At 71.5% G+C, this 23,920-nt stretch carries 21 protein-coding genes and 2 tRNA genes; 3 read left to right on the forward strand and 20 right to left on the reverse strand.

Annotated features, from left to right (window positions below):
- Nucleotides 1-73: 73 nt before the first annotated feature.
- The 12 genes from IH80_RS38800 to IH80_RS45260 form a co-directional block, all read right to left on the reverse strand.
- A complete protein-coding gene (locus tag IH80_RS38800; protein WP_420708755.1) occupies nucleotides 74-853 on the reverse strand; it encodes a helix-hairpin-helix domain-containing protein in 780 nt (259 codons plus the stop codon).
- 299 nt (nucleotides 854-1,152) lie between these two features.
- Entirely contained in the window at nucleotides 1,153-1,998 is an 846-nt protein-coding gene (locus IH80_RS0103890) for a DegV family protein (RefSeq protein WP_030957696.1), read from the reverse strand.
- A 319-nt stretch (nucleotides 1,999-2,317) separates the two neighbouring features.
- Nucleotides 2,318-3,067, reverse strand: a complete 750-nt coding sequence (locus IH80_RS0103895) for a hypothetical protein (protein WP_030957697.1) — start codon at nucleotides 3,065-3,067, stop codon at nucleotides 2,318-2,320.
- 132 nt (nucleotides 3,068-3,199) lie between these two features.
- Nucleotides 3,200-6,064 carry a leucine--tRNA ligase gene (gene leuS, locus IH80_RS0103900; RefSeq protein ID WP_030957698.1) on the reverse strand — a complete coding sequence of 955 codons (2,865 nt, stop codon included), beginning with the start codon at nucleotides 6,062-6,064 and terminating at the stop codon, nucleotides 3,200-3,202.
- Between the two features lie 253 nt (nucleotides 6,065-6,317).
- Nucleotides 6,318-6,390, reverse strand: a tRNA-Ala gene (locus IH80_RS0103905).
- A 131-nt stretch (nucleotides 6,391-6,521) separates the two neighbouring features.
- Entirely contained in the window at nucleotides 6,522-6,755 is a 234-nt protein-coding gene (locus IH80_RS0103910; protein ID WP_008738908.1) for a hypothetical protein, read from the reverse strand.
- A 143-nt stretch (nucleotides 6,756-6,898) separates the two neighbouring features.
- Nucleotides 6,899-6,971, reverse strand: a tRNA-Ala gene (locus IH80_RS0103915).
- Between the two features lie 124 nt (nucleotides 6,972-7,095).
- Nucleotides 7,096-7,752, reverse strand: coding sequence for a histidine phosphatase family protein (locus tag IH80_RS0103920; RefSeq protein ID WP_030957700.1), 657 nt, complete (start codon nucleotides 7,750-7,752; stop codon nucleotides 7,096-7,098).
- Nucleotides 7,749-8,195 carry a ribosome silencing factor gene (gene rsfS, locus IH80_RS0103925; protein ID WP_030027741.1) on the reverse strand — a complete coding sequence of 149 codons (447 nt, stop codon included), beginning with the start codon at nucleotides 8,193-8,195 and terminating at the stop codon, nucleotides 7,749-7,751. Before rsfS ends, IH80_RS0103920 begins: the two co-directional genes overlap by 4 nt.
- A 119-nt stretch (nucleotides 8,196-8,314) precedes the next feature.
- Complete coding sequence (locus tag IH80_RS0103930; protein WP_030957701.1) at nucleotides 8,315-10,009, reverse strand: LCP family protein; 1,695 nt, start codon at nucleotides 10,007-10,009, stop codon at nucleotides 8,315-8,317.
- A 24-nt stretch (nucleotides 10,010-10,033) separates the two neighbouring features.
- Complete coding sequence (nadD, locus tag IH80_RS0103935; protein ID WP_030760999.1) at nucleotides 10,034-10,651, reverse strand: nicotinate-nucleotide adenylyltransferase; 618 nt, start codon at nucleotides 10,649-10,651, stop codon at nucleotides 10,034-10,036.
- 36 nt (nucleotides 10,652-10,687) lie between these two features.
- Nucleotides 10,688-10,855 (reverse strand): hypothetical protein, encoded by a 168-nt coding sequence (locus tag IH80_RS45260; RefSeq protein ID WP_037661433.1) that lies wholly within the window; start codon nucleotides 10,853-10,855, stop codon nucleotides 10,688-10,690.
- Between the two features lie 139 nt (nucleotides 10,856-10,994).
- Between IH80_RS45260 and IH80_RS0103945 the strand changes: the two genes are divergently transcribed.
- Nucleotides 10,995-12,083: a M48 family metallopeptidase gene (locus IH80_RS0103945; RefSeq protein WP_030957702.1), complete on the forward strand. Its 1,089-nt coding sequence runs from the start codon at nucleotides 10,995-10,997 to the stop codon at nucleotides 12,081-12,083.
- Here the strand turns inward: IH80_RS0103945 and IH80_RS0103950 are convergent.
- The 7 genes from IH80_RS0103950 to IH80_RS0103980 form a co-directional block, all read right to left on the reverse strand.
- The gene (locus IH80_RS0103950) at nucleotides 12,067-13,218 is read right to left on the reverse strand and encodes a hypothetical protein (RefSeq protein ID WP_030957704.1); all 1,152 of its coding nucleotides are present in this window, start codon (nucleotides 13,216-13,218) and stop codon (nucleotides 12,067-12,069) included. The genes IH80_RS0103945 and IH80_RS0103950 overlap by 17 nt on opposite strands.
- Before the next feature lie 68 nt (nucleotides 13,219-13,286).
- Entirely contained in the window at nucleotides 13,287-13,853 is a 567-nt protein-coding gene (locus tag IH80_RS0103955) for a hypothetical protein (RefSeq protein WP_030957707.1), read from the reverse strand.
- Between the two features lie 77 nt (nucleotides 13,854-13,930).
- A complete protein-coding gene (locus IH80_RS0103960) occupies nucleotides 13,931-15,214 on the reverse strand; it encodes a glutamate-5-semialdehyde dehydrogenase (RefSeq protein ID WP_030957709.1) in 1,284 nt (427 codons plus the stop codon).
- Between the two features lie 234 nt (nucleotides 15,215-15,448).
- A complete protein-coding gene (locus IH80_RS38810) occupies nucleotides 15,449-15,850 on the reverse strand; it encodes a hypothetical protein (RefSeq protein WP_386390950.1) in 402 nt (133 codons plus the stop codon).
- A gap of 105 nt (nucleotides 15,851-15,955) precedes the next feature.
- A complete protein-coding gene (gene proB, locus IH80_RS0103970; protein ID WP_030957711.1) occupies nucleotides 15,956-17,083 on the reverse strand; it encodes a glutamate 5-kinase in 1,128 nt (375 codons plus the stop codon).
- Nucleotides 17,084-17,160: 77 nt separating this feature from the next.
- Nucleotides 17,161-17,598, reverse strand: coding sequence for a GtrA family protein (locus IH80_RS0103975; RefSeq protein ID WP_030957713.1), 438 nt, complete (start codon nucleotides 17,596-17,598; stop codon nucleotides 17,161-17,163).
- Entirely contained in the window at nucleotides 17,595-18,590 is a 996-nt protein-coding gene (locus tag IH80_RS0103980; protein ID WP_030957715.1) for a glycosyltransferase family 2 protein, read from the reverse strand. The genes IH80_RS0103975 and IH80_RS0103980 overlap by 4 nt, the downstream gene beginning before the upstream one ends.
- A 178-nt stretch (nucleotides 18,591-18,768) precedes the next feature.
- On the opposite strand from IH80_RS0103980, the gene IH80_RS0103985 reads away from it, so the two are divergent.
- Entirely contained in the window at nucleotides 18,769-21,648 is a 2,880-nt protein-coding gene (locus IH80_RS0103985; protein ID WP_030957717.1) for a bifunctional glycosyltransferase/CDP-glycerol:glycerophosphate glycerophosphotransferase, read from the forward strand.
- Nucleotides 21,645-22,793 carry a glycosyltransferase gene (locus tag IH80_RS0103990; RefSeq protein ID WP_030957719.1) on the forward strand — a complete coding sequence of 383 codons (1,149 nt, stop codon included), beginning with the start codon at nucleotides 21,645-21,647 and terminating at the stop codon, nucleotides 22,791-22,793. Before IH80_RS0103985 ends, IH80_RS0103990 begins: the two co-directional genes overlap by 4 nt.
- A gap of 85 nt (nucleotides 22,794-22,878) precedes the next feature.
- On the opposite strand, the gene galE is transcribed toward IH80_RS0103990, so the two are convergent.
- The gene (gene galE / locus IH80_RS0103995) at nucleotides 22,879-23,892 is read right to left on the reverse strand and encodes a UDP-glucose 4-epimerase GalE (RefSeq protein WP_030957720.1); all 1,014 of its coding nucleotides are present in this window, start codon (nucleotides 23,890-23,892) and stop codon (nucleotides 22,879-22,881) included.
- Nucleotides 23,893-23,920 lie beyond the last annotated feature (28 nt).

Consider the following 23,920-nt stretch of genomic DNA (forward strand, 5'->3'; position numbering starts at 1 on the left):
GCGGCCGCCGCCCAGGCGGCCAGGGCCGGCCCCGCGAGACGCAGATCCGCCGGACGCGCCCCCTCCGGGCGGTTCACGGCCGCACCAGCTTGCGCAGGTCGGCGAAGCGCCGCTCACCGATGCCGTTGACCTGGCGGAGGTCCTCCACGGAGCGGAAGCCGCCGCGGGCGGTGCGGAAGTCCACGATGTGCTGGGCGAGGACGGGGCCCACCCCCGGCAGGCCGTCCAACTGCTCGACGGTGGCCGAGCCCAGGCTGAGCGGCGCGACGGCCGGCGCGCCCGCGGTCCCGCCCGGCGGCGGCTGCGCCGTCACCCCCACCAGCACCTGCTCGCCGTCCACCAGCACCCGGGCCCGGTTCAGCCCGGTGGTGTCCGTGCCCGGACGCACTCCCCCGGCGGCGGCGAGCGCGTCCTCGACCCGGGAACCGGCCGGCAGCCGCCGGACTCCGGGATCCCGGACCTTGCCGCCGACGTCGACGACGATCCGTGCGGGCCCCGCGCCGCCGCCCGCCGCGGCCGGTGCCGCCGCCGAGGCGGTGACCCCCGCCGGCAGCACCGGCGGGGCGGCCGGCGCCGGGGCGGTCACCTCCTGCGGCCTGGCCGACCAGTACTGCTGCCCGGCCAGGCCCACGGCGACGACCAGCACCACCCCGACCGCTGCCACCGTGCGCGGCTCCACCGCGCACCGGGCCTGCAGCCACACCGGCAGCCGCTCCCGCACCGCCAGCCTGCGCGCCCTGCCGACGGGCAGGGCTTCGGCCGCTTCACCGGGCGGTGCCGGGGGATCCGCCGCGGCCGACGGCGGTTGCTGCGGCGGGCCGCCGCCGAGCAGCGCTTCGGCCCTGCGCCGCACCGCGTCCGCCCCCGGATCGGGATGCGGAGGTGGAGGCAGGGGCGGAGGCGGGGGCGCGGCGCGGAGACCGTGGCGGCGCCTGCCCGGGCCACCGCCGTGGCGCAGGCGGCTGTCGGACAGGCGGGAACGGCCCGGGCCACTGGTGGCACCCGACGGACGGAACGTACGGGAAGTGCGGGAAGCACGCGTTCGAAGAGTCATGGCACGACCGTAGGGACAGATCCCGACCGCCGTGCGGACCCTTCAATTCCGGTGGACGACCGCCCCGTTGTGGATAACCGGGCCACCCGTTCCGGTGATCAGCGGGGCGAGACGACCGCCGCGAGGAGCCCCGGCCCGGTGTGCGCGCCGATCACCGCGCCGACCTCGCTGACGTGCAGCTCGACCAGGCCGGGGATCCGCTCGCGGAGCCGCTCCGCGAGCTTCTCGGCCCGCTCCGGTGCCGCGAGGTGGTGCACCGCCACGTCCACGTCGGCGGAACCGGCGCGCTCGACCGCCAGCTCCTCCAGGCGGGCGATGGCCTTGGAGGCCGTGCGCACCTTCTCCAGCATCTCGATCCGCCCGCCGTCCAGGGTCAGCAGCGGCTTCACCGCCAGGGCCGAGCCGAGCAGGGCCTGCGCGGCCCCGATCCGGCCGCCGCGGCGCAGGTAGTCGAGGGTGTCGACGTAGAAGTAGGCGGCCATGTCCGCCGCCCGCTTCTCGGCCGCGGCCACGGCCTCGTCCACGGCGCCGCCCGCCTCGGCGACCTCGGCCGCGGCGAGCGCGCAGAAGCCGAGGGCCATCGCGACCATGCCGGTGTCCACGACGCGTACGGGCACGGGCGCGGTCCTGGCGGCCACCACGGCGGCGTCGTAGGTCCCCGAGAACTCGGCGGACAGGTGCAGGCTGACGATGCCGGTCGCCCCGGCGTCGGCGGCGGCCCGGTAGGCCCGTACGAACTCCTCGGGGCCGGGGCGGGACGTGGTGACCGAGCGGCGCTTCTGCAGGGCGAGGGCCAGGCTGCGCGCCGAGATCTCCGTGCCTTCCTCGAGCGCCTCCCCGCCGAGCACCACGGTGAGCGGGACGGAGGTGATTCCGTGCCGTGCCATGGCCGGTCGGGGCAGGTAGGCCGTGGAATCGGTGACGATGGCGACATGGCGGGACATGAGGCGGAGGTTACCGCTCGCGGGGGTGCGACGGCAGCCGGGGCCCCCACCGGCGCGGGGGCGGCCCGTGACGGCCGGCGCCGGGGGCGGGCAGGAGCCTACGCAGCGCGTGGCGGGCGGCTCTCGTCGGGGCCCCTGCGGGGCTCTCCCGCGCCCCTTCCCGAAACGGGGGCTCCAGCCCGGGGCAACGCTCCCGGGACCCTGCCCCGGCCTCCGCGCGGGGCAGCGCCCCGTGCGCGGGGCGCCGCGCCGGACCCTCAGGGGTTGTGTGTCCCCGGACCCTGCTCTCCCGGGGCCCCGGCGTGGGCAGTGGTCCCGTTCAGCCGGCGCTTTCCGGGCGGGGGGCCTTCTGCCAGGGGTACTGCATCGTCGGTGTCGGCGGGTTCACGGCCGCCGGCGGGGGCGTGGGCGCAGGCTTCGAGGCCGGGTTCGAGGTCGGCTTCGAGGTCGTGGTCGGTGACGGGGCCGGCGCGGTCTGGGCCGCGTCCCACTCGGCGGCCGCCGCCGCCAGGTCGTCCACCGGCTCGCTGGACCAGTCGCGCAGCGCGCCCGACTCCATCTCGATCTGCTCCGACAGCAGCGACAGGTCGTCCTCCGCGAAGCGCCGTGCCCGGTCGCGGGCGGCCCACCGCAGCGAGTCCGCCGCCTGGATGATCTGGGCCGCGCGCTCCCGCAGGTCCGGCAGGAGCTGTGCCGTGCGCTGCTTGTCGGGCTCCTGCTCCAGTCGCTTCAGCTCCCCGTCGAGCTCGTGCCCGTGGGCGCTCAGCCGCTCGAACAGCGCGAGGGACTCCCGCAGCGAGGCGTCCGTCCGGGCCCCGTCCGCCAGTGCCTGCTGGGTGGCGCGCATCGACGTCCGCAGGTCGAGCCGCAGCTGCGCCAGCGCACCCGCCACTCCGACCTGGCCGAAGCTCTTGGCGCGCAGCGTGGTGTCCTCCACCGTGCGCCGCGCCTGTACGACGGTGCGCTCCACACCTCGCTTGGCCGCGCCCACCGCCTTGACCGTGAGGTACGCGCCGAGGCCCACGACCATCAGCAACATCAGCGCGAAGATGATCAACGCGGCCTCCATAACGGCCCCTTTCCCCAGGCGTCGGCTCTTCCCCTCCACGGTAAACGCCTCGGGCAGGCCAGGGGTTCCATTCGAACCCCCAACCTGCCCGTACGGGATCTCCCCTACTCAGGGGTGGCGCCTTCCGGCGGCTCAGATCACGATGTTCACCAGCTTAGGCGCGCGCACGATCACCTTGCGGATCTCCGCACCGCCCAGCGCCGCGACGACACCGGCGTCGGTCACGGCCAGCTGCTCCAGGTCGGCGTCGGTGATCGTCGGCGGGACCTCCAGGCGCGCCTTGACCTTGCCCTTGACCTGCACCACGCACGTCACGGTCTCGTCCACGACGTACGCCGGGTCCGCTACGGGGAAGTCCTGGTGGACCACCGACTCGCGGTGGCCCAGCCGGTGCCACAGCTCCTCCGCGATGTGCGGGGCCAGCGGGGCGACCAGCAGGACCAGCCGCTCGGCGACGGAGCGCTCCAGCGGGCGTCCCGCCTTCGTCAGGGTGTTGTTCAGCTCGGTGATCTTGGCGATGGCGGTGTTGAACCGCAGCCCCGCCAGATCGGCCCCCGCCCCGTCGATGGCCTTGTGCAGCGCGCGCAGGGTGTCCTCGGCGGGCTCGGCGTCGACGACGGTGACCGCGCCGGTCTCCTCGTCCACGATGTTGCGCCACAGGCGCTGCAGCAGCCGGTACTGGCCGACCACGGCGCGCGTGTCCCACGGACGGGAGACGTCCAGCGGGCCCATCGCCATCTCGTACAGGCGCAGCGTGTCGGCGCCGTACTCCTCGCAGATCTCGTCGGGCGTGACGGCGTTCTTCAGGGACTTGCCCATCTTGCCGTGCTCGCGCTTGACCTGCTTGCCCTGGTAGAAGTACGCACCGTCGCGCTCCTCGACCTCGGCCGCCGGGACGTACACACCGCGCTCGTCGGTGTAGGCGTACGCCTGGATCATGCCCTGGTTGAACAGCTTGTGGAACGGCTCCGCCGACGACACGTGGCCCAGGTCGAACAGCACCTTCGACCAGAAGCGGGCGTACAGCAGGTGCAGCACCGCGTGCTCGGCGCCGCCCACGTACAGGTCGACACCGCCGTGCGGAGCGCCCTCGCGGGGGCCCATCCAGTACTGCTCGATCTCCGGGTCGACCAGCGCGGAGGTGTTGTTCGGGTCCAGGTAGCGCAGCTCGTACCAGCAGGAACCGGCCCAGTTGGGCATGGTGTTGGTCTCGCGCCGGTAGGACTTCACGCCGTCGCCCAGGTCCAGCTCGACGTTGACCCAGTCGGCCTTGCGCGACAGCGGGGTCTCCGGCTGCGAGTCCGCGTCGTCCGGCTCGAAGGTGCGCGGCGAGTAGTCCTCGACCTCCGGCAGCTCCAGCGGCAGCATCGACTCGGGCAGGGGGTGCGCGACGCCGTCCTCGTCGTAGACGATCGGGAAGGGCTCGCCCCAGTACCGCTGGCGGCTGAACAGCCAGTCGCGCAGACGGAAGTTGACCGTCCCCTCACCGATGCCGCGCTCGGTCAGCCACTCGGTGATCGCGGCCTTCGCCTCGACGACGCCCAGGCCGTCCAGCGAGATGCCCTCGCCCGTGGAGTTGATCAGCTTCGCGTCGTACGAGGCGAAAGCGTCGTCCCACTCGGCCGGGTCGGTGCCGCGGCCGTCCGACGGCTGCACGACGCAGCGCATCGGCAGCTCGAAGGCGCGCGCGAACTCGAAGTCCCGGCTGTCGTGGGCCGGAACGGCCATGATCGCGCCAGTGCCGTAGCCCATCAGGACGTAGTCGGCGATGAAGACCGGGACCTTGTCGCCGCTGACCGGGTTGACCGCGTACTCGCCGGTGAAGACACCGGTCTTGTCCTTGGCCTCGGCCTGGCGCTCGACGTCCGACTTCGAGGCGGCCTGCTTGCGGTAGGCGGTGACGGCCTCGGCCGGGGTGGCGTGGCCGCCCGTCCACACGTCGTGGGTGCCCTCGGGCCAGGCGGCCGGGATGAACTTCTCGACCAGCGGGTGCTCGGGCGCCAGCACCATGTACGTGGCGCCGAACAGCGTGTCCGGGCGGGTGGTGAAGACGGTGATGGCCTCGTCGCCCAGCGCGAAGTCGACGCGCGCGCCCTCGCTGCGGCCGATCCAGTTGCGCTGCTGCAGCTTGATGGCCTCGGGCCAGTCCAGCGCGTCCAGGTCGTCCAGCAGCCGGTCGGCGTACGCGGTGATCCGCATGTTCCACTGGCTCAGCTTGGACTTGAAGACCGGGAAGTTGCCGCGCTCGGAGCGGCCGTCGGCGGTGACCTCCTCGTTGGCCAGTACGGTGCCCAGCCCGGGGCACCAGTTGACGGGCGCGTCGGAGGAGTAGGCCAGCCGGAAGCCGTTCAGCACGTCGGCCCGCTCGGCCGCGGTCAGGCCGGCCCAGGCGCGGCCGCCGGGGACCTCACGGGAGCCGTCCTCGAAGGCGGCGACCAGCTCGGCGATCGGCCGGGCCTTCTTCGCGTCCGCGTCGTACCAGGAGTTGTAGATCTGCAGGAAGATCCACTGGGTCCACTTGTAGTAGTCCGGGTCGATCGTGGCGAACGACCGGCGCTTGTCGTGGCCCAGGCCCAGCCGGCGCAGCTGGATCTTCATGTTCTCGATGTTCGCCTCGGTCGACACGCGCGGGTGCGTGCCGGTCTGCACGGCGTACTGCTCGGCCGGCAGGCCGAAGGCGTCGAATCCCAGGGTGTGCAGGACGTTGTGGCCGGTCATCCGCTGGTGGCGGGCGTACACGTCGGTGGCGATGTACCCGAGCGGGTGACCGACGTGCAGGCCCGCACCGGACGGGTACGGGAACATGTCCATGATGAACTTCTTGGGCCGCGCGACGACCGCCGGGTCCCCGGCCAGGTCACCGGTCGGGTTCGGGGCCTCGTAGGTGCCCTGCGCGTCCCAGACGTCCTGCCAGCGTGCCTCGATGTCGGCGGCCATGGCAGCCGTGTAACGGTGCGCCTCGGCCGCCTCGGGGGCCGGGGTGTTCGTCTCGCTCATGATTCCTGAAGCTCCATCGATCGTCTCTGCCGTCTCTGCTGTCCAAACGAAAAAACCCCTCACACAGGAGGGGGCGCCGCGCCGAGGCCGACCGTTTCGAAGTCGGTACTGATCAGCGCGGCTCGGTAAGCAGGAGGCGTACGGCACGCATGGCGTCAGGGTACCGCAGCGGCCCCCGCCGACGCTCGGCCGTTCCACCCGGTGACACAACGAGAAGCGGGCCACCCGATCCGGGTGGCCCGCTTCTTGACTGTGGAGCTAAGGAGAATTGAACTCCTGACCTCCTGCATGCCATGCAGGCGCTCTACCAACTGAGCTATAGCCCCTTGTCCTGCTTGCCGCTTCGGTTTCCCTTGCTGGTCCCCCTTGGCGACGTCCCAAACATTACACGGTCATGGCCCTGGTCCAAAAATCGGTTTCCACCAACCCCGGGCCATGTCCGGTTTGCGACGATCTGTCACGCTCTCGCGAACTGGTAGAACCGCTTGAGCGTGCAGTGCTCATCGAGCAGCCGTCCGTAGATCGGCTCCCCTTCCAGCTCCCGGTACGTCTCGATCGGGTCGCCTTTTATGATCAGCGCCCGCGCGCATTCCTCGCACCAGTACTGGTAGTCGGGGTTGACCGGGTCCATGTCCCGCACGATCGGCGTCCCGTTGTTGCACCAGTCGCACCGGCGCCGGTGTGCACCCATCCGTTCGCGACTCCCTCCCGCGTCGGGCCGTCGACTCCCCCTCCGGCCGTCCGATTCTGCCACGCCGGTGCGGGCCAGGTCAGCAAACGCAAAGGGTACAAAAACAAGGATCCCGCCCCCACTTGGGGACGGGATCCTGATTGTGGAGCTAAGGAGAATTGAACTCCTGACCTCCTGCATGCCATGCAGGCGCTCTACCAACTGAGCTATAGCCCCGCTCTCCGCTGCGCTTCCCCCGTCTCCGGTGTTCTTCGCTGCGAACAAGAAGAACTCTAGCCTGTGACCAGCCGGAAAGTGAAATCCGGGTCGGAGCCCCGGTGGGAAGCGGCAGGGAGCCCGTTCAGTCGTCGTCGCCGAGCACCGGTTCCGGCAGGGTGCCGGCGTTGTGCTCCAGCAGGCGCCAGCCGCGTGCGCCCTCGCCGAGGACGGACCAGCAGCAGTTGGAGAGCCCGCCCAGGCTCTCCCAGGAGTGCGGCTCCAGGCCCAGCAGGCGGCCGATGGTCGTACGGATGGTGCCGCCGTGGCTGACCACGACGAGGGTGCCGTTCTCCGGCAGCCGGTCGGTGTGGTCCATCACCACGGGCCCGGCGCGGTCGGCGACCTCGGTCTCCAGCTCACCGCCGCCCCTGCGCACCGGCTCGCCGCGCTTCCACGCCGCGTACTGCTCGCCGTACTTCTCGACGATCTCCTCGTGCGTCAGGCCCTGCCAGTCGCCGGCGTACGTCTCGCGCAGCGCCTCGCTGTGCGTCACGGGCAGGCCCGTGACCGCGGCCAGCTCGGCCGCGGTGGCAGCGGCACGCTTCAGGTCGGACGCGACGATGGCGTCCGGCTTCAGCGAGGCGAGCAGCCGCGCCGAGCGGCGCGCCTGCGCCAGGCCCGTCTCGGTCAGCTCGATGTCCGTCGAGCCCTGGAAGCGCCGCTCCAGGTTCCACGAGGTCTGGCCGTGCCGCCAGAGGACGATCTTCCGGCCGGAGCGGCCCGAGGTGGTCGTGCTCAGAACAGATCACCGTCCAGGTCGTCGTCGCCCGCCGCCTCGCGCAGCTTGGCGTGCTCCTCGGCCTTGCCGATGGTGAGCTTGGCGTCCTCGGGGAGCTCGATCTCGGGGCAGTCCTTCCACAGGCGCTCCAGCGCGTAGAAGACCCGCTCCTCGCTGTGCTGGACGTGGACGACGATGTCGACGTAGTCGAGCAGGATCCAGCGGGCGTCGCGGTCGCCCTCCCGGCGCACCGGCTTGGCGCCGAGCTCCTTCTGCAGGCGCTCCTCGATCTCGTCGACGATCGACTTGACCTGACGGTCGTTGGGCGCCGAGGCGAGCAGGAAGGCGTCGGTGATCGACAGCACGTCGCTGACGTCGTACGCGATGATGTCGTGCGCGAGCCGGTCGGCCGCGGCCTGGGCAGCGGTGGTGATGAGCTCGATGGAGCGGTCCGTGGCGGTCACTGGCCATGCTTTCGGGTTGGCGGGCAGATCCTTACAAGGGTCTCATGTGCCGCCGACGACGCCCGCGCAGAACGTTCCGCGCGGGCGCGAACACCCCTGCCGGCCGGGCCGCGGCCCGGTCAGGGGGCCTTGTAGTCCTTCCCGAGGATCACCACGACGTCGGCGTTCACGACGTTCTCGGCCTTCTTCACGACCGTCTCCGGCAGCCCCAGCGTCTTGGCGACCTCGATCGCTCGGTCGCGCTGGGCGTCGTCCTGGTAGGTGATCTGCGAGGCGGACGCGGTCTTGTCGGCCTTGCCGCCGTCCACGAAGGCGTAGCCGCCGTTCATCAGCGCCGCCTTGGCCGCGACCTGCGTCTTCTCGTCGCCGGAGGCGTCCTTGAGACCGACGCGCGGGGTGGCGCCGGGCTGCGCCGCGCCGGCGGAGCCGCCGAGCACCTCCTTGACGACCTTCTTGTTGGCGTCGTCCGTGAGCGTCCCGTCCGGCTTCACCGCGATGAGGTCGGTGCGGTACGCACCCACCTTGGCGTGCGCGCCGAGCTTGGACAGCATCGTTCCCAGGGTCTGCGCGTTCAGTGCGGGATCGAGGATCTGGCCGATGCTCTCGACCGTGACCGCCCCCGCCTTCGGGTCGCTGGGGAACTTGCGCAGGACCGCGTGGAGCACCTTGCCCGTGCGCTCCAGCTGCTTGGCCTCCGGTTCGCCCTGGGCGCGGTACGTGGCGTACGCGACGGCCATCGGGCCGCTCAGGCTCTGCTTCTGGCCCTGGGCCACGGCCGGGGTCCTGGCCGCGTCGTCGGCCGGGACCGCGGTGTCGGTGTCGGCCTCGATGCCGCCGACCAGCTCGACCAGGTTCTCCAGGAAAGGTGTGTCCAGGCGCCAGGTGCCGCCGATGCGGGTGCCGAGCACGGAGTCGAGGGCCTCGCGGGTGCCCAGACCGCCCTCCCCGACCGCCTTGCCGAGTGCCGTGACGGTCCCGTCCTGGCCGGTGAGGGCGAGGGTGTTCGGCAGCAGGACGGTGGCGCCCTGCTGGGTGGTGACGTTGTCGACGAGCAGCGCCGAGGAGGTGCCGCCCTTCTTGGTGTTGTGCAGGTGTACGACGATCATGTCGCGCTTCTGCGCCCCGGCGTCCGCGGTGGCGGCGGTCTTCTTCCCGCCGGGACCGTCGAGGAACGGCAGCTTGCCCGCGTACCAGAGGTAGCCGAGGCCTGCGACGACGAACACCGCCAGGACGACGATGAGCGCGACCACCCGGTTGCGGCCGCGGCGGCGGGCCTCCTCGCGGCGTTCGGTGCGGCTCTCGGTGAACTTGAGCCAGTCGATGACGTCCTCGGAGTCCTCGTCCGGCTGGTCGATGAAGGCGAACATCTCGGTGCGGTAGTCCCGCCCCGCCTCGGACCCGCCCTCGGGCCGGCGCGGCTCGGGGACCTGGGCGGCCGGCCGGCCCGCCGGGGAGGCGGGCTGCTCGGCTGCCGCCGGCTGGGGCGCCGTCTGCTGCGGGATCCACTGCTGGGCCTGCTGCTGCGTCTGCTGCGGGGCCTGCTGGGGGCTCTGCTGCGCGCCGTACCCGTAGGAGGGCGCCTGGGTGTACTCCTGCTGCCCGTACTCCTGGGCCGCCGGCTGCTGCTGGTAGTACTGCTGCGGCTGCTGCTGCCGGCCGTAGTCCTGGTAGTCGTAGCCGTAGCCCTGCTGCTCGTACTGGGGGGCGGACTGCGCGGGCGCCTGGCCGTACACCGGCCGCCCGTACGCGTCGTAGCCGATGAGCTGCTGCTCGTGGGCGGCGTACGGGTCGTACGGATCCTGTCGGTCGTTCACCGCGGGGCCCCTCTCTCCGGAAGCTCAGGCTCCCCGGTACAGCTCACGCTTGTCGATGTAGCGCACCACGCCGTCCGGCACCAGGTACCAGACGGGATCCCCCTGGGCGACCCGCGCGCGGCAGTCCGTGGACGAGATCGCCAGTGCGGGCACCTCGACCAGGGAGACGCCGCCCTCGGGGAGCCCGTCGTCGGTGAGCACGTGGCCCGGCCGGGTGACTCCGATGAAGTGGGCGAGCGAGAAGAGCTCGTCGGCGTTCCGCCAGGTCAGGATCTGGGCGAGCGCGTCGGCGCCCGTGATGAAGAACAGGTCGGCGTCGTCGTTCAGCGCCTTCAGGTCCCGCAGGGTGTCGATCGTGTAGGTCGGCCCGCCGCGGTCGATGTCGATGCGGCTCACCGAGAACTGCGGGTTCGACGCCGTGGCGATGACCGTCATCAGGTAGCGGTCCTCGGCGGGCGAGACGGCCCGCTGGGACTTCTGCCACGGCTCGCCCGTCGGCACGAACACCACCTCGTCGAGGTGGAACAGGGCGGCCACCTCGCTGGCGGCCACCAGGTGTCCGTGGTGGATCGGGTCGAATGTCCCGCCCATCACGCCGAGCCGGCGCTTGACCGGACCGGTAGGCGTCTCCTGCTCTCCCATGAGCGCAGAGCCTACTGGCCCGGCGGACCGGTCCGACTAGCGGTCGCGGTTCAGGCGCGTGGTGACCCAGAGCATCAGCATCAGGATGATGAAGGCGGCGCCGCCGGTCACGTAGGGGTTGAGGCTGTCGTGGTTGCCGCCGTGCTGCTCGGCCCCCTCCGAGGCGAGGACGACCAGGTTGTGGGCGGTGGAGGAGAGGCTCATCAGGCAGGTACCTATCGAGTCGGGGAGCGGGCGGAGACTTCGCTCACATCGTATGCGGGTGCCCGGGGCACGCTCGCGCCGACTCAGGCGTTGGAGAGGATAGACGCATGGTCTGGCAGGTCAATCAGGGGAGGGCGCAATGACGGAGACGGGTTTCGAGAAAGTACCGGCGCGGGACCGCAGGAGGTTCCCCGGTATCTCCTCGCGGGCGTACGAACACCCGGCGGACCGTTCGGCCCTGGTGGCGCTGCGCAAGCTGAGCGGCTTCGACACGGTCTTCAAGGCCCTCAGCGGCCTCCTCCCGGAGCGGAGCCTGCGGCTGCTGTTCCTGTCGGACTCGGTGCGGGTGGGCGAGACGCAGTTCCCGCACCTGCACGCGATGCTCCGCGACGCCTGTTACATCCTGGACCTGGAGAAGGTCCCGCAGATGTACGTGCAGCAGGACCCGCGGCCCAATGCCATGTGCATCGGGCTGGACGAGCCGATCATCGTGGTGACCACGAGCCTCGTCGAGCTGCTCGACGAGGAGGAGATGCGGGCGGTGGTCGGCCACGAGGTGGGTCACGCGCTGTCGGGGCACTCGGTGTACCGCACGATCCTGCTGTTCCTGACGAACCTGGCGCTCAAGGTCGCGTGGATCCCGCTGGGCAACGTGGCGATCATGACGCTCGTGACCGCGCTGCGGGAGTGGTTCCGCAAGTCGGAGCTCTCGGCCGACCGGGCCGGACTGCTGGTGGGGCAGGACGTGACGGCCTCGATGCGCGGCCTGATGAAGCTGGCGGGCGGCAACCACCTCCACGAGATGAACGTGGACGCCTTCCTGGAGCAGGCCGACGAGTACGAGAAGGGCGGCGACCTGCGGGATTCCGTGCTGAAGATCCTCAACATGCTGCCGCGCACGCACCCCTTCACCACGGTCCGGGCGGCCGAGCTGAAGAAGTGGTCGCAGAGCCGGGACTACCAGCGGATCATGGACGGCCACTACCCGCGCCGCGAAGAGGACAAGGACACCTCGGTCACGGACTCCTTCCGGGAGTCGGCCGCGCACTACGCGGACTCGGTGCGCACCAGCAAGGACCCGCTGTTCAAGCTGGTGGGCGACATCGCGGGCGGGGCGGCCGACATGGGCGGCAGGCTCCGTGACAAGTTCACCGGCGCCGGCGCCGCAGGCGGCTCCGGCGCGGACGCGGCCTCCGAGGGCAAGGGCGGCGCTACGGGGCGGGGCTGACCGGGGCGCCCGGAGTCGCGGAGGGGGCCAGTACGCCGCACAGCCCGGCCGAGCGCCGGGGATGGCCGCTGGCGTACGGGTCGCTCGCGGCCGGTCCCACGGTGGTGGGGCCGGCCCCGGCCAGGAGCGGGCGGAAGCCCCCGGCCGGGTCGGCGGAGCAGTCCTGCGGTCCGGCCATCACATAGGCCGATGCCAGCTCCAGCCGGCGGGCGCTCAGGTCGTAGCGGTCGAAGCGCATCCGCAGCTCGCGCCGGACGGTGAAGAGCGACGCGCCCTCGGCCGCCGACGGGGCCCCGGTGGCCGGCCGTACGGCGTACACGAAGGTGTGATCGGTGGTGACCTCCAGGACGTCCTGGGCCACCTCCTCGAAGGCGAGGGTGCCGCTCACCCGGACCCGGGAGTCGGCCATGACGGCGGCGGGATCGAAGCGGACCAGCCAGCCGGTGACCGCGTGCCGGCCGTCGCCGGAGGGCGAGGTCATGCTGCGGTCGAACTGCGCCAGCTGGTCGGGATCGAGCAGCACGCGCACGGGCCGGGTGGCGGATCCGGCCAGGACGTCGGGGTCCAGCGAGGACTGCACCAGGTAGTCCTTGGCGATGGACAGCGCGGTGACGACCTGGACGTCGGTGAAGTGGTGCGTGCGGCGCACCGCGGGCAGGGTGATGCCGGCCGCGCCGACCCGGTAGTCGGCGGCGGGGCTCTTCGCGAACAGCTCGGGCGGCAGCCCGCCGGGCACGGCCGCGGCCGGCGCGAGCGGCACCACGGTGCTGGTGAGCGCCTGGGCGGGCCCGCCGGGCGGGGGCAGGTAGGGGTTGCGCAGCCCCAGGTAGACGGCGACGGCGAAGGCCGTGGCGATGAGCAGCACGAGCAGCATGCCCTGCCGGGCGCCGCGGCCGGGGGTGCTGGTCCGGGGCGCGGAGCCGCTGGACCATATGGACCGGCTGCGCACGGCCCGGGCGTGCTCGCCCATGCGTTCCTGGGCGGAGTACTCCTGGAGCCGGGCAGCACGGACGAACTCCTCGTCGAACACCACGGACCGGTACTCGTCCGACCGGAACTCGTCCGACCGGAAGTCGTCGTCGCCCCCGCCGGTGCCGTCGGGGGCGCCGTTGGGTGGATCTCCTGGCACGGCCATCGCTTCTCCCCGCTGTTCCCGCTTCAGAGAAGCCCCCAGCTCCGGCGGACGCGAGTGGGGTCGTACCTTCAGGGTTGGCGTACTGAGGGGTACGTAAACGCGCCGACGCCGGTGACTTCACGCCTGGGGGTGCTGGCGGGTGCGGGAGCGGGGTCCGCTTCGCCCGCGGCACTGCGGTAGACGGCACTGAAGGCGAGCGCGACCATGCCGAGGCCCATCACGAAGGCGAGCACCCAGGCGACCGGGCGCAGCCACGGTGCGCGGCCCCGGTAGGGACGCAGGCTGCCGCCGTAGGCCCCGTACGGGCCGTCGGGGTGGCCGTGGCCCCGCTCGTGGTCGCCGCCGTGCTCCCAGCCGTACTCGTCGGCGTCGTACCCGTCGGGGTGGCCGTAGCCGTAGCCGTCGTGGTCGTCGTCGCCCGTCCAGCCGCCGGGGACGGCACGGGCGGCTTCCGCCTCCGCGCGCGCCCGGTCGGCCGCCCGCTGGCGCTCGGCGGCGCTCGGTTCATGGATCTCGGCGTTCCGGACGAAGTCCTCGTCGAACACCACGGAGGCGAAGTACTCTTCCGCGCCTCCGCGGTCGTCGTCGGGCTCCCCGTCGTCCGGGAACGGCTTGCCCCCCACGTCGTCCGGCACGGGAACAGCGTAGACCTGGGGGGCACCGTTGGGCAGGGTGTACGCCGAATTCCGGCCACCCGGGGTGGGCGGAGGGACTACCGAACGTGACCGTCGCCGGTGACGATGTACTTGGTGGAGGTGAGCTCGGGAAGCCCCATCGGGCCCCGGGCGTGCAGCTTCTGCGTGGAGATGCCGATCTCGGCACCGAAACCGAACTGGCCACCGTCGGTGAACCGGGTGGATGCATTCACGGCGACGGTGGTGGAGTCGACCAGCTGGGTGAAGCGGCGGGCGGCGGCCTGTGAGGTGGTGACGATCGCCTCGGTGTGGCCGGAGGTCCAGCGGCGGATGTGGGTGACGGCCTCGTCGAGGGAGTCCACGACGGCCGCGGCGATGTCGTAGGAGAGGTACTCGGCGGCCCAGTCCTCGTCGGTGGCGGGGAGGGCGGTGGCCTTGGTGCCCTCGGCGGCTGCCAGGACGGCCGGGTCGCCGTGGACGGTGACGCCGGCGTCGGCGAGCGCGTCGAGGGCGCGCGGCAGGAAGGCGTCGGCGATCTCGCGGTGGACCAGGAGGGTCTCGGCGGCGTTGCAGACGGAGGGTCGCTGCGCCTTGGAGTTGATGAGGATGTCCACGGCCATGTCGAGGTCGGCCTGGGCGTCGACGTAGACGTGGCAGTTGCCGGTACCGGTCTCGATGACCGGGACGGTGGACTCCTCGACCACGGTCCTGATGAGGGAGGCACCGCCGCGCGGGATGAGGACGTCGACAACGCCGCGGGCGCGCATCAGCTCGCGGACGGAGTCGCGGGACTCGCCGGGGACGAGCTGGATCGCGTCGGCGGGCAGCCCGGTGCTCTCGACGGCGTCGCGGAGGATGGCGACGAGGGCGGTGTTGGAGGCGTAGGCGGAGGAGCTGCCGCGCAGGAGGACGGCGTTGCCGGACTTGAGGCAGAGCGCCGCGGCGTCGACGGTGACGTTGGGGCGGGCCTCGTAGATGATGCCGACGACCCCGAGGGGGACGCGGATCTGCCGCAGGTCGATGCCGTTGGGCAGGGTGCTGCCGCGGACGACCTCGCCGACGGGGTCGGGGAGGGCGGCGACGTCCCGTACGTCGGAGGCGATGGCGGCGATCCGCTCCGGGGTCAGGGTGAGGCGGTCGATGACGGTCTCGCTCGTGCCGGCCGTGCGGGCCTTGTCCGTGTCCACGGTGTTGGCCGCGATGATCTCGGCGGTACGGGCCTCCAGCGCGTCCGCGATCGCCAGCAGGGCCGTGTCCTTGGCGGACCGCGGGAGTGGGGCGATGGCCGCGGCGGCGGTCCGGGCGCGGTGCGCGGTGGCCAGGACGGGCGAGGTGACGGTGGCGTCGTCGAGCGAGGTCATGTCGCCAGGGTAAGCCCCTGCCCGTGCCCGGCCGACGGAGCTTCCATCCCGCGAGACGGGACTCCGGGGGACGCCGCTGCGCGGAGCCGTCTCCCCGCGCCGCCCTTTCTCCGTTTCCCGTGGCTCCGCCCCCGGAGCCCGCGCCTCCATCGCCCGGGCTGGGGAGCCGCCCGGGGCTCCGCCCCATAGCCCCCGCGCCTCAAACGCAGGGCTGGAAGGGCCGGGGCTCCGAGGTCAGTACGGGTGGACGCCCACCGGGTGGGCCGGGGGCGGGCCGTAGCCCTCCGCGACGCGCAGGTGGTAGGTGGGGCGGTCGATGACCTCCAGGCCGACGATCTCCCACGGCGGCAGCTGCGCCGAGGAGCGGTGCTCGCCCCACAGGCGCAGGGCCACCGCCGCCGCGTCGTGGAGGTCGCGGGCCTCTTCCCAGTAGCGGATCTCCGCGTGGTCGTCGGCGTACCGGCTGGTCAGGAGGAACGGGTGGTCATGGGCCAGTTGCTCCAGTCCCCGCCGGACCTCGGACAGCGGGGCCGGCTTGCCGGAGACGCTCAGGGTGACGTGCCACAGGCGCGAGGCCTGGTCCTGTTCGTGCTCGTGGCCGCCGCCGTCACCGTCCCCCGGACCGACGCTGGTCAGCGCTCGTCTCACCAGCCGCCTCCTGTCTCCGCTACGCGTGTCCGCCTGCTCCGCCCCTCACAGTTGACCAGTCCCCGGGCGGCCGCGCTGCGGTTTTGCCGAACCTCAGCCCTGGAGCAGGACCAGATCGTCACGGTGGACGACCTCCCGCTCGTACGCGGGTCCGAGTTCCCGTGCGAGCTCGCGAGTGGAGCGGCCGAGGAGCTGCGGGAGCTCCTTGGCGTCGAAGTTGACGAGCCCCCGGGCCACGGGGCGGCCGTCGGCGGAGCGCAGCTCCACCGGGTCCCCGGCCACGAAGTCGCCCTCGACGGCCGCGATGCCCGCGGGCAGCAGCGAGCTGCCGCGCTGGGTGACCGCCCTGACCGCGCCGTCGTCGAGGACCAGGTGGCCCTGCGGGGTCGAGGCGTGCTGGAGCCAGAGCAGCCGGTCGGCGGAGCGGCGCCCGGTGGCGTGGAAGAAGGTGCCGGTCCCCCGGCCCGCCAGGGCGTCGGCGGCCTGGCTGGCGGAGGTGAGCACCACCGGGATCCCGGCGGCGGCCGCGATCCGGGCCGCCTCGACCTTGGTGACCATGCCGCCGGTGCCCACGCCCGCCTTGCCCGCGCTGCCGATGGAGACGTGCGCGATGTCCTCGGGCCCGCGGACCTCCTCGATGCGGGTGGTGCCGGGCTGGGACGGGTCGCCGTCGTAGAGGCCGTCGACGTCGGAGAGCAGGACCAGGAGGTCCGCGCGGACGAGGTGGGCGACGAGGGCGGCCAGCCGGTCGTTGTCGCCGAAGCGGATCTCGTCCGTGGCGACGGTGTCGTTCTCGTTGACGACCGGGAGGGCGCCCATGGCCAGCAGCTGGTCGAGGGTGCGGTACGCGTTGCGGTAGTGGGCGCGCCGGCTGGTGTCGTCGGTGGTGAGCAGCACCTGGCCGACGCGCAGGCCGTAGCGCGCGAAGGAGGCGGTGTAGCGGGCGACGAGCAGACCCTGCCCGACGCTGGCGGCGGCCTGCTGGCGGGCCAGGTCCTTGGGGCGGCGGCGCAGGCCGAGCGGGGAGAGTCCGGCGGCGATGGCTCCGCTGGAGACCAGGACGATCTCCTTCTCACCGCCGCTGCGGGCCTTGGCCAGGACGTCGACGAGCGCGTCCACCCGGTCGGCGTCGAGTCCGCCGGCTGCGGTGGTCAGGGAGGAGGAGCCGACCTTGACCACGATCCTGCGGGCGTCCACGACACCTTGCCTAGCCGCTGACACGTTCTTCCCCTTGCCCCTTGCCGTCAATGCCTGCCACCTCAATCTACGGGGTGGCGGACGGGAGCCGCTCAGGGGTTTCAGACCGTGGACGAGGTCCTGGCCCGCCCCTGGCGCTCGTCCTCCTCGGCGGCCCGGGCGGCGCCGGGCACGAGGATCTTGCGGGACAGCAGGAAGGTGAACGGGATGGCCACGATCGCCGCGACCAGCGGGGCGATCCGGGTGTCCATTCCGGCCCAGGTCACCAGGGCGTACAGGCCGGCGGACTGGATGACGTAGTTGGTCACGTTCGTCAGCGGGAAGAGCAGGAACTTCTTCCAGGTCGGCCGGGTCCGGTAGGTGAAGTAGGTGTTCATGAAGAACGAGCCGACCATGGCCAGCACGAAGGCGAGCGAGTAGGCGGCGAAGTACGGCATCCACGGGTGCAGGAGCAGGTAGATGCCGAAGAAGGTGCCGGTGTTGACGCCGCCCACGAGGGCGAAACGGAATACCTGGCCGAGCTGCTCCTTGCGGGTCATCGGGCGCTGCGCTCCACGATCGTCGGCTCCGCCGCCGGGGTGGTGCCCGCGGCCCTCGGCAGGGGTTCGGAGCCGTGCGACTCCTTCACCAGGAAGTGCGGCCGGCGCTTGGTCTCGTAGTAGATGCGCCCGATGTACTCGCCGACCAGGCCCAGCATGATCAGCTGCACGCCGCCCAGGCCCGTGATGATGGCCACCAGGGTGACGTAGCCCGGGGAGTCCACGCCGTTGGTGATCGCCATGATCGTGATCCACAGCGCGTACAGCCCGGTCAGGGCGACCAGCGACACGCCGAACCAGATCCCGATCCGCAGCGGCCGGTTGTTGAAGGAGATCAGGCCGTCCATGCCGTAGTTGAGCAGGGAGCCGAACTTCCACTTGGTCTCGCCGGCCTCGCGCTGCGCGTTGCGGTAGTCGAAGTGGACGGTGTCGAAGCCGATCCAGGAGAACAGGCCCTTGGAGAAACGGTTGTACTCCGGCAGGGACAGCAGGGCGTCCACGGCCGGGCGCGACAGCATCCGGAAGTCGCCGACGCCGTCGGTGAGCTCCACGTCGACCCAGCGGTTGACGCCCCGGTAGTAGAGGCGGCTGAGCGCGGAGCGCACCTTCTTGTCGCCCTCGCGCGTGCGGCGGGCGATGATCTGGTCGTGGCCCTGCCGGTAGTGCTCCAGCATGGTCGCGATGAGCTCCGGCGGGTGCTGCAGGTCGGCGTCCATGATCACGACGGCGTCGCCGGTGGCCTCGCGCAGGCCGGCGAGCATGCCGGCCTCCTTGCCGAAATTGCGGCTGAAGGAGACGTAGCGGGTCTGTTCGCCGTGTTCCGCGGCGATCTTCCGGAGCTTGTCGAGGGTCCCGTCGCGGCTTCCGTCGTCGACGTAGCAGACCTCGTACTCGACGGGGAGGGCGTCCAGGACCTTGCGGATCTCCAGGTCGAACCGGTCGATGACGGCTTCTTCGTTGTAGCAGGGGACAACTACGGACAGCTTGGTCATGAACACTTCCTGCTGGATCCGAACGGGTGATTGTCGGCGACCGGACCCGCCTCTCACCTCTTCCTTAGAAGTATGCACGGCGAGGGGCGACCGAGAGTCGCCCTGCCTGAGCCGAGGGCGGCACACGGTAGCTTTGACGGGATAAGCGGAATGAGCGGAATGAAACGAAGGGATCGAGGTGCACGTGCCCGACGTCTCCGTGGTCGTCATCGTCTACAACGACGCAGAGCGTCTGTCGACAGCAGTCCAGTCGGTTCTCGACCAGACACTTCAGGGCGTCGAGGTCGTGATCGTCGACGACTGCAGCCAGGACCGCTCCTTCGCGGTCGCCCAGGAACTCGAGTCCGCGCACCCGGGGAGGGTGCGCGCCTTCCAGCTGCCGCAGAACAGCGGCGGCTGCGGTGCGCCGCGCAACCACGGCATCCAGCAGGCCACCGGAACGTACGTGATGTTCCTGGACAGCGACGACGTGCTGGAGCGCAACGCCTGCCGCAACATGCTGGCCGCCGCCGAGCGGACCGGCTCCGACCTGGTCTCGGGCATGTGCGTACGCGTGCACCTCGACAACCGGTGGGGCAAGACCACCGAGTGGTACCCCTGGATCTACTCGCGCACCCGCACGCTGGAGTCGATCACCGAGTTCCCGGACCTGCTGGTCTACGACACCCTCTCCACCAACAAGTGCTACCGGCGCGCGTTCCTGCTGGAGCAGGGCCTGGAGTTCCCGGTCGGCATCCACTACGAGGACCTGCTGTTCTCCGCGCAGGCGTACGTGGCGGCCCGGCGGATCACCCTGATCCCCAACCACGTGTACTTCTGGAACGTGGTCGAGAAGGCCGCGGCCAAGTCGATCAGCAACCGGCGCCACGAGATCGCGAACTTCGTCCACCGGATGGAGATCCACCGGCGCGTCGACGAGCTGCTGGCGGCCAAGGGCCACACCGACATCAAGTCCGCGAAGGACGCCAAGTTCCTCAAGCACGACCTGGTCCTGCACCTGCGCGACCTGCCGCTGCTGAGCGACGAGTACCGCCAGGAGTTCGCGGGCCTCGCCAACGGCTACCTCGCCGGCATCGACCCGGAGGCGTACGAGCACGTCACCCACCTCCAGGCCATCTGTGCGTACCTGCTGGGCAAGGAGGACTGGGACAACCTGCTCCCGGCCGCCGACGCCATGATCAACAAGGGTCGGCTGACCTCCCCGCTCGCCGAGCGCGACGGCCGCGTCTACTGGTGCGCGCAGCACATCGACGGCCCCGACGCCGACGAGGCCCGCCGGATACTGGACGTCACCGAGCAGGGCTTCCACACCACCCCGCTCCCCTCCCTCACCCTGGGCAACCGCCTCACCTCCTACGAGGACGACGGCCGCGGCACCGTCACGCTGTCCGGCACCGTGGTGAACCCGCTGGGCCGCATCGCCGACGACGCCGAGCTGAAGGCAACGCTGGAGCTCCGGGCCCGCCGCCAGGTCGGCGTGCGCTCCTTCAGCTTCCCCGTGGCAACCATGCGACACGCAGGTGACACGATCGAGTGGCGCACCACCGCCGACATCGGCGGCACCGTCCGGCCCCTCGGCATCATCGACGCCGTCTGGGACGTCCGCCTCAAGCTGACCGCAGGCGGCGAGAGGATCATCACCCGGGTCTCGGTCGGCGGACTCGACCTTGACTCGGCGGCCCGGCTGCGCGTCCGGCCGCGGCTGACCCGTCTGGTCTCCGACCGCTTCACGGCGGAGATGACCAAGAAGGGCAACCTGTCCTACGTCCTGACCGCCGAGGGCGCCGCCGCCGTCCGCACCCAGTCGCTGATCAACAACGCCATACAGGGCAAGGCGGCCGGCGTGGTCAAGCGGGGCCTGCGCAAGGCGCTGCGGGCCCGCCGCAACATGGGCTCCGGCGAGCAGAAGGTGAAGATCTACCACGAGGTCTTCTCGAAGCTGCCGATCAAGAAGGGCACGGTCGTCTTCGAGAGCCACATGGGCAAGCAGTACAGCGACAGCCCGAAGGCCGTCTACGAGGAGATGGTCCGCCAGGGCGTGCCCTTCGAGGCGATCTGGTCGTACGCGGGCGCCAGGCCCACCGGCTTCCCGAAGGAGGCCACCCTGGTCAAGCGCTGGAGCTGGCAGTACCTGCGCGCCCTGGCCCAGGCCGAGTTCTGGGTCGACAACCAGGGCTTCCCGCTGGCCCTCGCCAAGCGCCCGGGCACCACGTACATCCAGACCTGGCACGGCTCCGCGCTCAAGCGGATGGGCTTCCACGAGCCCCGCACCAAGGCGCAGGGACGGGCCGGGCAGGCCCGGTTCCAGGCTGCCGTCGACCGCTTCGACCACTTCCTGATCCGCTCCGAACACGACGCCCGCACCCTCGCCAAGGGCTTCCGGCTGCGCGACGAGGTCCTGCTGCGCACGGGCTACCCGCGCAACGACGCCCTCGTCGAGGCGCACCGGGCCGAGGTGGACAGCGGCGAGCGGGTCCGCGGCGCCCTCGCCACGGAACTCGGCATCGACCCGGACAAGAAGGTGCTGCTGTACGCGCCGACCTTCCGGGCGGGCGCGGACGGCGCGGTGGAGGGCTTCACCTTCCCCTTCGACGTGGAGGAGTTCGCGGACCGGCTCGGCGACCGCTTCACGCTGCTGGTGCGGACCCACTACCTCAACAGCGTCTCGCTGCCGCCGTCGGTCGCCGGCCGGGTCGTCGACGTGTCACGGCACCACGACATCACCCCGCTGCTGGCCCTCGCCGACGGGCTGATCACCGACTACTCGTCCGTGATGTTCGACTACGCGGTCCTGGACCGGCCGATGGTGTTCTTCGCGTACGACTACGAGAAGTACGCCACCGACATCCGCGGCACGTACTTCGACCTGAAGGAGAAGGCTCCGGGCCCGGTGGTGGCGACCGCCGACGAACTCCTTCAGGCGCTGGCGGCCTTCGAGGAGGCGGACGCCAAGTACGCGGAGGCGCGGCAGCGTTTCCTCACCGAGTTCGGCGAGTACGACCGCGGGGACGCGGCCCGCCAGATCGTCGAGAAGTTCTTCACCGGGAGCGGCAAGTGAGCCGGGACATCTTCATCGTCTCCAACAGCGTCGACGAGATCGGCGGCGTGACCACCTGGTCGCACCAGATGGCCCGGCAGTTCACCGACCGCGGGCACCGGGTGCACATCGTCGGCATCGCGCCGGTCGCCGAGGAGATCCGGCAGAAGCTGCCGCAGGACCTGCCCTACGCGACGACCACGCTGTACGAGGCCCACCCGCCGTCGGCGCGCCGGCTGCGCGGCATCAAGGGCCGGCTGAACGCGCCCGAGCGGCGCCGCCAGGCGGCCCGTCGGGCGCAGATGCGGGTCAAGGCGGACCGGCTGAGCGAGCTGCTGCGCGGGGCCCGTCCGGGCGGGGTCGTCATCGTCACCCAGGTCTGGGCGATGGAGTGGGTGGCGCTCGCCGACACCAAGGGGCTGTCCGTCATCGGCATGAGCCACGAGTCGTTCGAGGCCAGCCAGAAGTCCACCCGCGGCGAGCGGGTCCGGCGGTACTACCCGGAGGTCGACCGGCTGCTGGTGCTGACCGCCGAGGACGCCGACCTGTGGATCCGTGCGGGCATGGAGAACGTCGGCAGCATGCCGAACCCGATCCCCTTCATGCCCGCCACCCCCGCTCCGCGCACCGGGAAGGTCGTGGCGAGCGTCGGCCGCCTCGCCTTCGAGAAGGGCGTCGACCTGCTGCTCGACGCGTGGGCGGACGCCGCCCCGCACCACCCCGACTGGGTCCTGCGGATCTACGGCGCGGGCGTGGAGGAGGCGGCGCTGCGGGCGCACTGCACCGCGCTCGGTCTCGACGACAGTGTCGAATGGATGGGCAGCACCGACGACGTGCTGGGGGCGCTGCGCGAGGCCTCGGTGTTCGCGCAGGCCTCGCGCGCCGAGGGCTTCCCGATCACGCTGCTCGAGGCGATGGCGGCGGGCGTGGCTCCGGCCGCCTTCGACTGCGCGCCGGGCGTACGGGAGATCGTCGAGCACGGCGAGGACGGCCTGCTGGCCAGGCTGGGCAACACGATGGAGCTCGCCGGACACCTGCACGCCCTGATGTCCGACCGCGAGCTGCGCGACCGGCTCGGGGACAACGCCTTCCGTTCGGTGAAGCGCTACTCCAGCACCGAGATCACCGACCGGTGGGAGGAGCTGTTCTCCTTCCTGGAGCGCTGAGGGCACCCCTCACGTGACACGGCGAAGCCGCCCGTCCCGGACATCTCCGGGGCGGGCGGCTTCGCCGTACGGCGGGTGGTACCCGTCAGGCCTTGTGGACGTCGCGGTGCGCGTCCTTGCGGGCGACCTTGTTGGCCTCCCAGCCGGCCCAGGCGGAGGTGACCATCTCGCTGACGTCGTGGCGGGCCTTCCAGCCGAGCACGGCGTTGATCCGGTCGGCGGAGGCCACGACCTTCGCCGGGTCGCCGGGGCGGCGCGGGCTGATCACCGGGGCGCGGTCGTGCCCGGTGCCCTTGTTCAGGAGCTCGACCATCTCGGCGACCGAGACGCCCTCGCCGCGCCCGATGTTGACGGTGAGGTCCTTGTAGTCCTCGGCCGCGGCCCACTCGGCCAGCTTGCGGGCGGCCGCCACGTGGGCCTCCGCCAGGTCCTCGACGTGGATGTAGTCGCGGATGCAGGTGCCGTCCGGCGTGGGGTAGTCGTCACCGAAGATCTTGGCGCCCTCGCCGGCGTCGTACCGCTCGAAGACCATCGGCACCAGGTTGAAGACGCCGGTGTCCGCGAGCTCCGGGGTCGCGGCGCCCGCCACGTTGAAGTAGCGCAGGCAGGCGGTGGAGATGCCGTGCGCCTTGCCCGCGGCGCGGACCAGCCACTCGCCGGCCAGCTTGGTCTCGCCGTACGGGCTCAGCGGCGCGCACGGGGTGTCCTCGGTGACCAGGTCCACGTCGGGCATGCCGTACACGGAGGCGGAGGAGGAGAAGAGGAAGTTGCGCACGCCCGCGTCGGCCACGGCCTGGAGCAGGACCGTGAGGCCCTGGACGTTCTCGTGGTAGTAGTACAGCGGCTTCTCGACGGACTCGCCGACCTGCTTCTTGCCCGCCAGGTGCACCACGCCCGTGATCTTGTGCTCGCGGATGGTCTTCTCCAGCACCAGCCGGTCCAGGACGGAACCGACCACCAGCGGGACGCCCTCCGGGACGCGGTCCTCGTTGCCCGTGGACAGGTCGTCGAGGACCACGACCTTCTCTCCCGCGAGCAGCATCGCGCGGACGACGTGCGCGCCGATGTAACCGGCGCCACCGGTGATCAGAAACGTCATGTGTATCTCCTTGGTCCTGTCCGACTTC

The organism is Streptomyces sp. NRRL S-378, assembly GCF_000720645.1.
Classification (GTDB): Bacteria; Actinomycetota; Actinomycetes; order Streptomycetales; family Streptomycetaceae; genus Streptomyces.

Bases quoted from the DNA above. Each gene is read 5' to 3' on its own strand.
- IH80_RS0103890 (WP_030957696.1), bottom strand. From the start codon at position 1,998: ATGTCCCGCCATGTCGCCATCGTCACCGATTCCACGGCCTACCTGCCC.
- IH80_RS0103895 (WP_030957697.1), bottom strand. From the start codon at position 3,067: ATGGAGGCCGCGTTGATCATCTTCGCGCTGATGTTGCTGATGGTCGTG.
- leuS (WP_030957698.1), bottom strand. From the start codon at position 6,064: ATGAGCGAGACGAACACCCCGGCCCCCGAGGCGGCCGAGGCGCACCGT.
- IH80_RS0103950 (WP_030957704.1), bottom strand. From the start codon at position 13,218: ATGGCCGTGCCAGGAGATCCACCCAACGGCGCCCCCGACGGCACCGGC.
- IH80_RS45260 (WP_037661433.1), bottom strand. From the start codon at position 10,855: ATGAGCCTCTCCTCCACCGCCCACAACCTGGTCGTCCTCGCCTCGGAG.
- IH80_RS0103975 (WP_030957713.1), bottom strand. From the start codon at position 17,598: ATGACCCGCAAGGAGCAGCTCGGCCAGGTATTCCGTTTCGCCCTCGTG.
- IH80_RS0103910 (WP_008738908.1), bottom strand. From the start codon at position 6,755: ATGGGTGCACACCGGCGCCGGTGCGACTGGTGCAACAACGGGACGCCG.
- nadD (WP_030760999.1), bottom strand. From the start codon at position 10,651: ATGGGAGAGCAGGAGACGCCTACCGGTCCGGTCAAGCGCCGGCTCGGC.
- galE (WP_030957720.1), bottom strand. From the start codon at position 23,892: ATGACGTTTCTGATCACCGGTGGCGCCGGTTACATCGGCGCGCACGTC.
- IH80_RS0103960 (WP_030957709.1), bottom strand. From the start codon at position 15,214: ATGACCTCGCTCGACGACGCCACCGTCACCTCGCCCGTCCTGGCCACC.
- IH80_RS0103945 (WP_030957702.1), top strand. From the start codon at position 10,995: ATGACGGAGACGGGTTTCGAGAAAGTACCGGCGCGGGACCGCAGGAGG.
- IH80_RS0103980 (WP_030957715.1), bottom strand. From the start codon at position 18,590: ATGACCAAGCTGTCCGTAGTTGTCCCCTGCTACAACGAAGAAGCCGTC.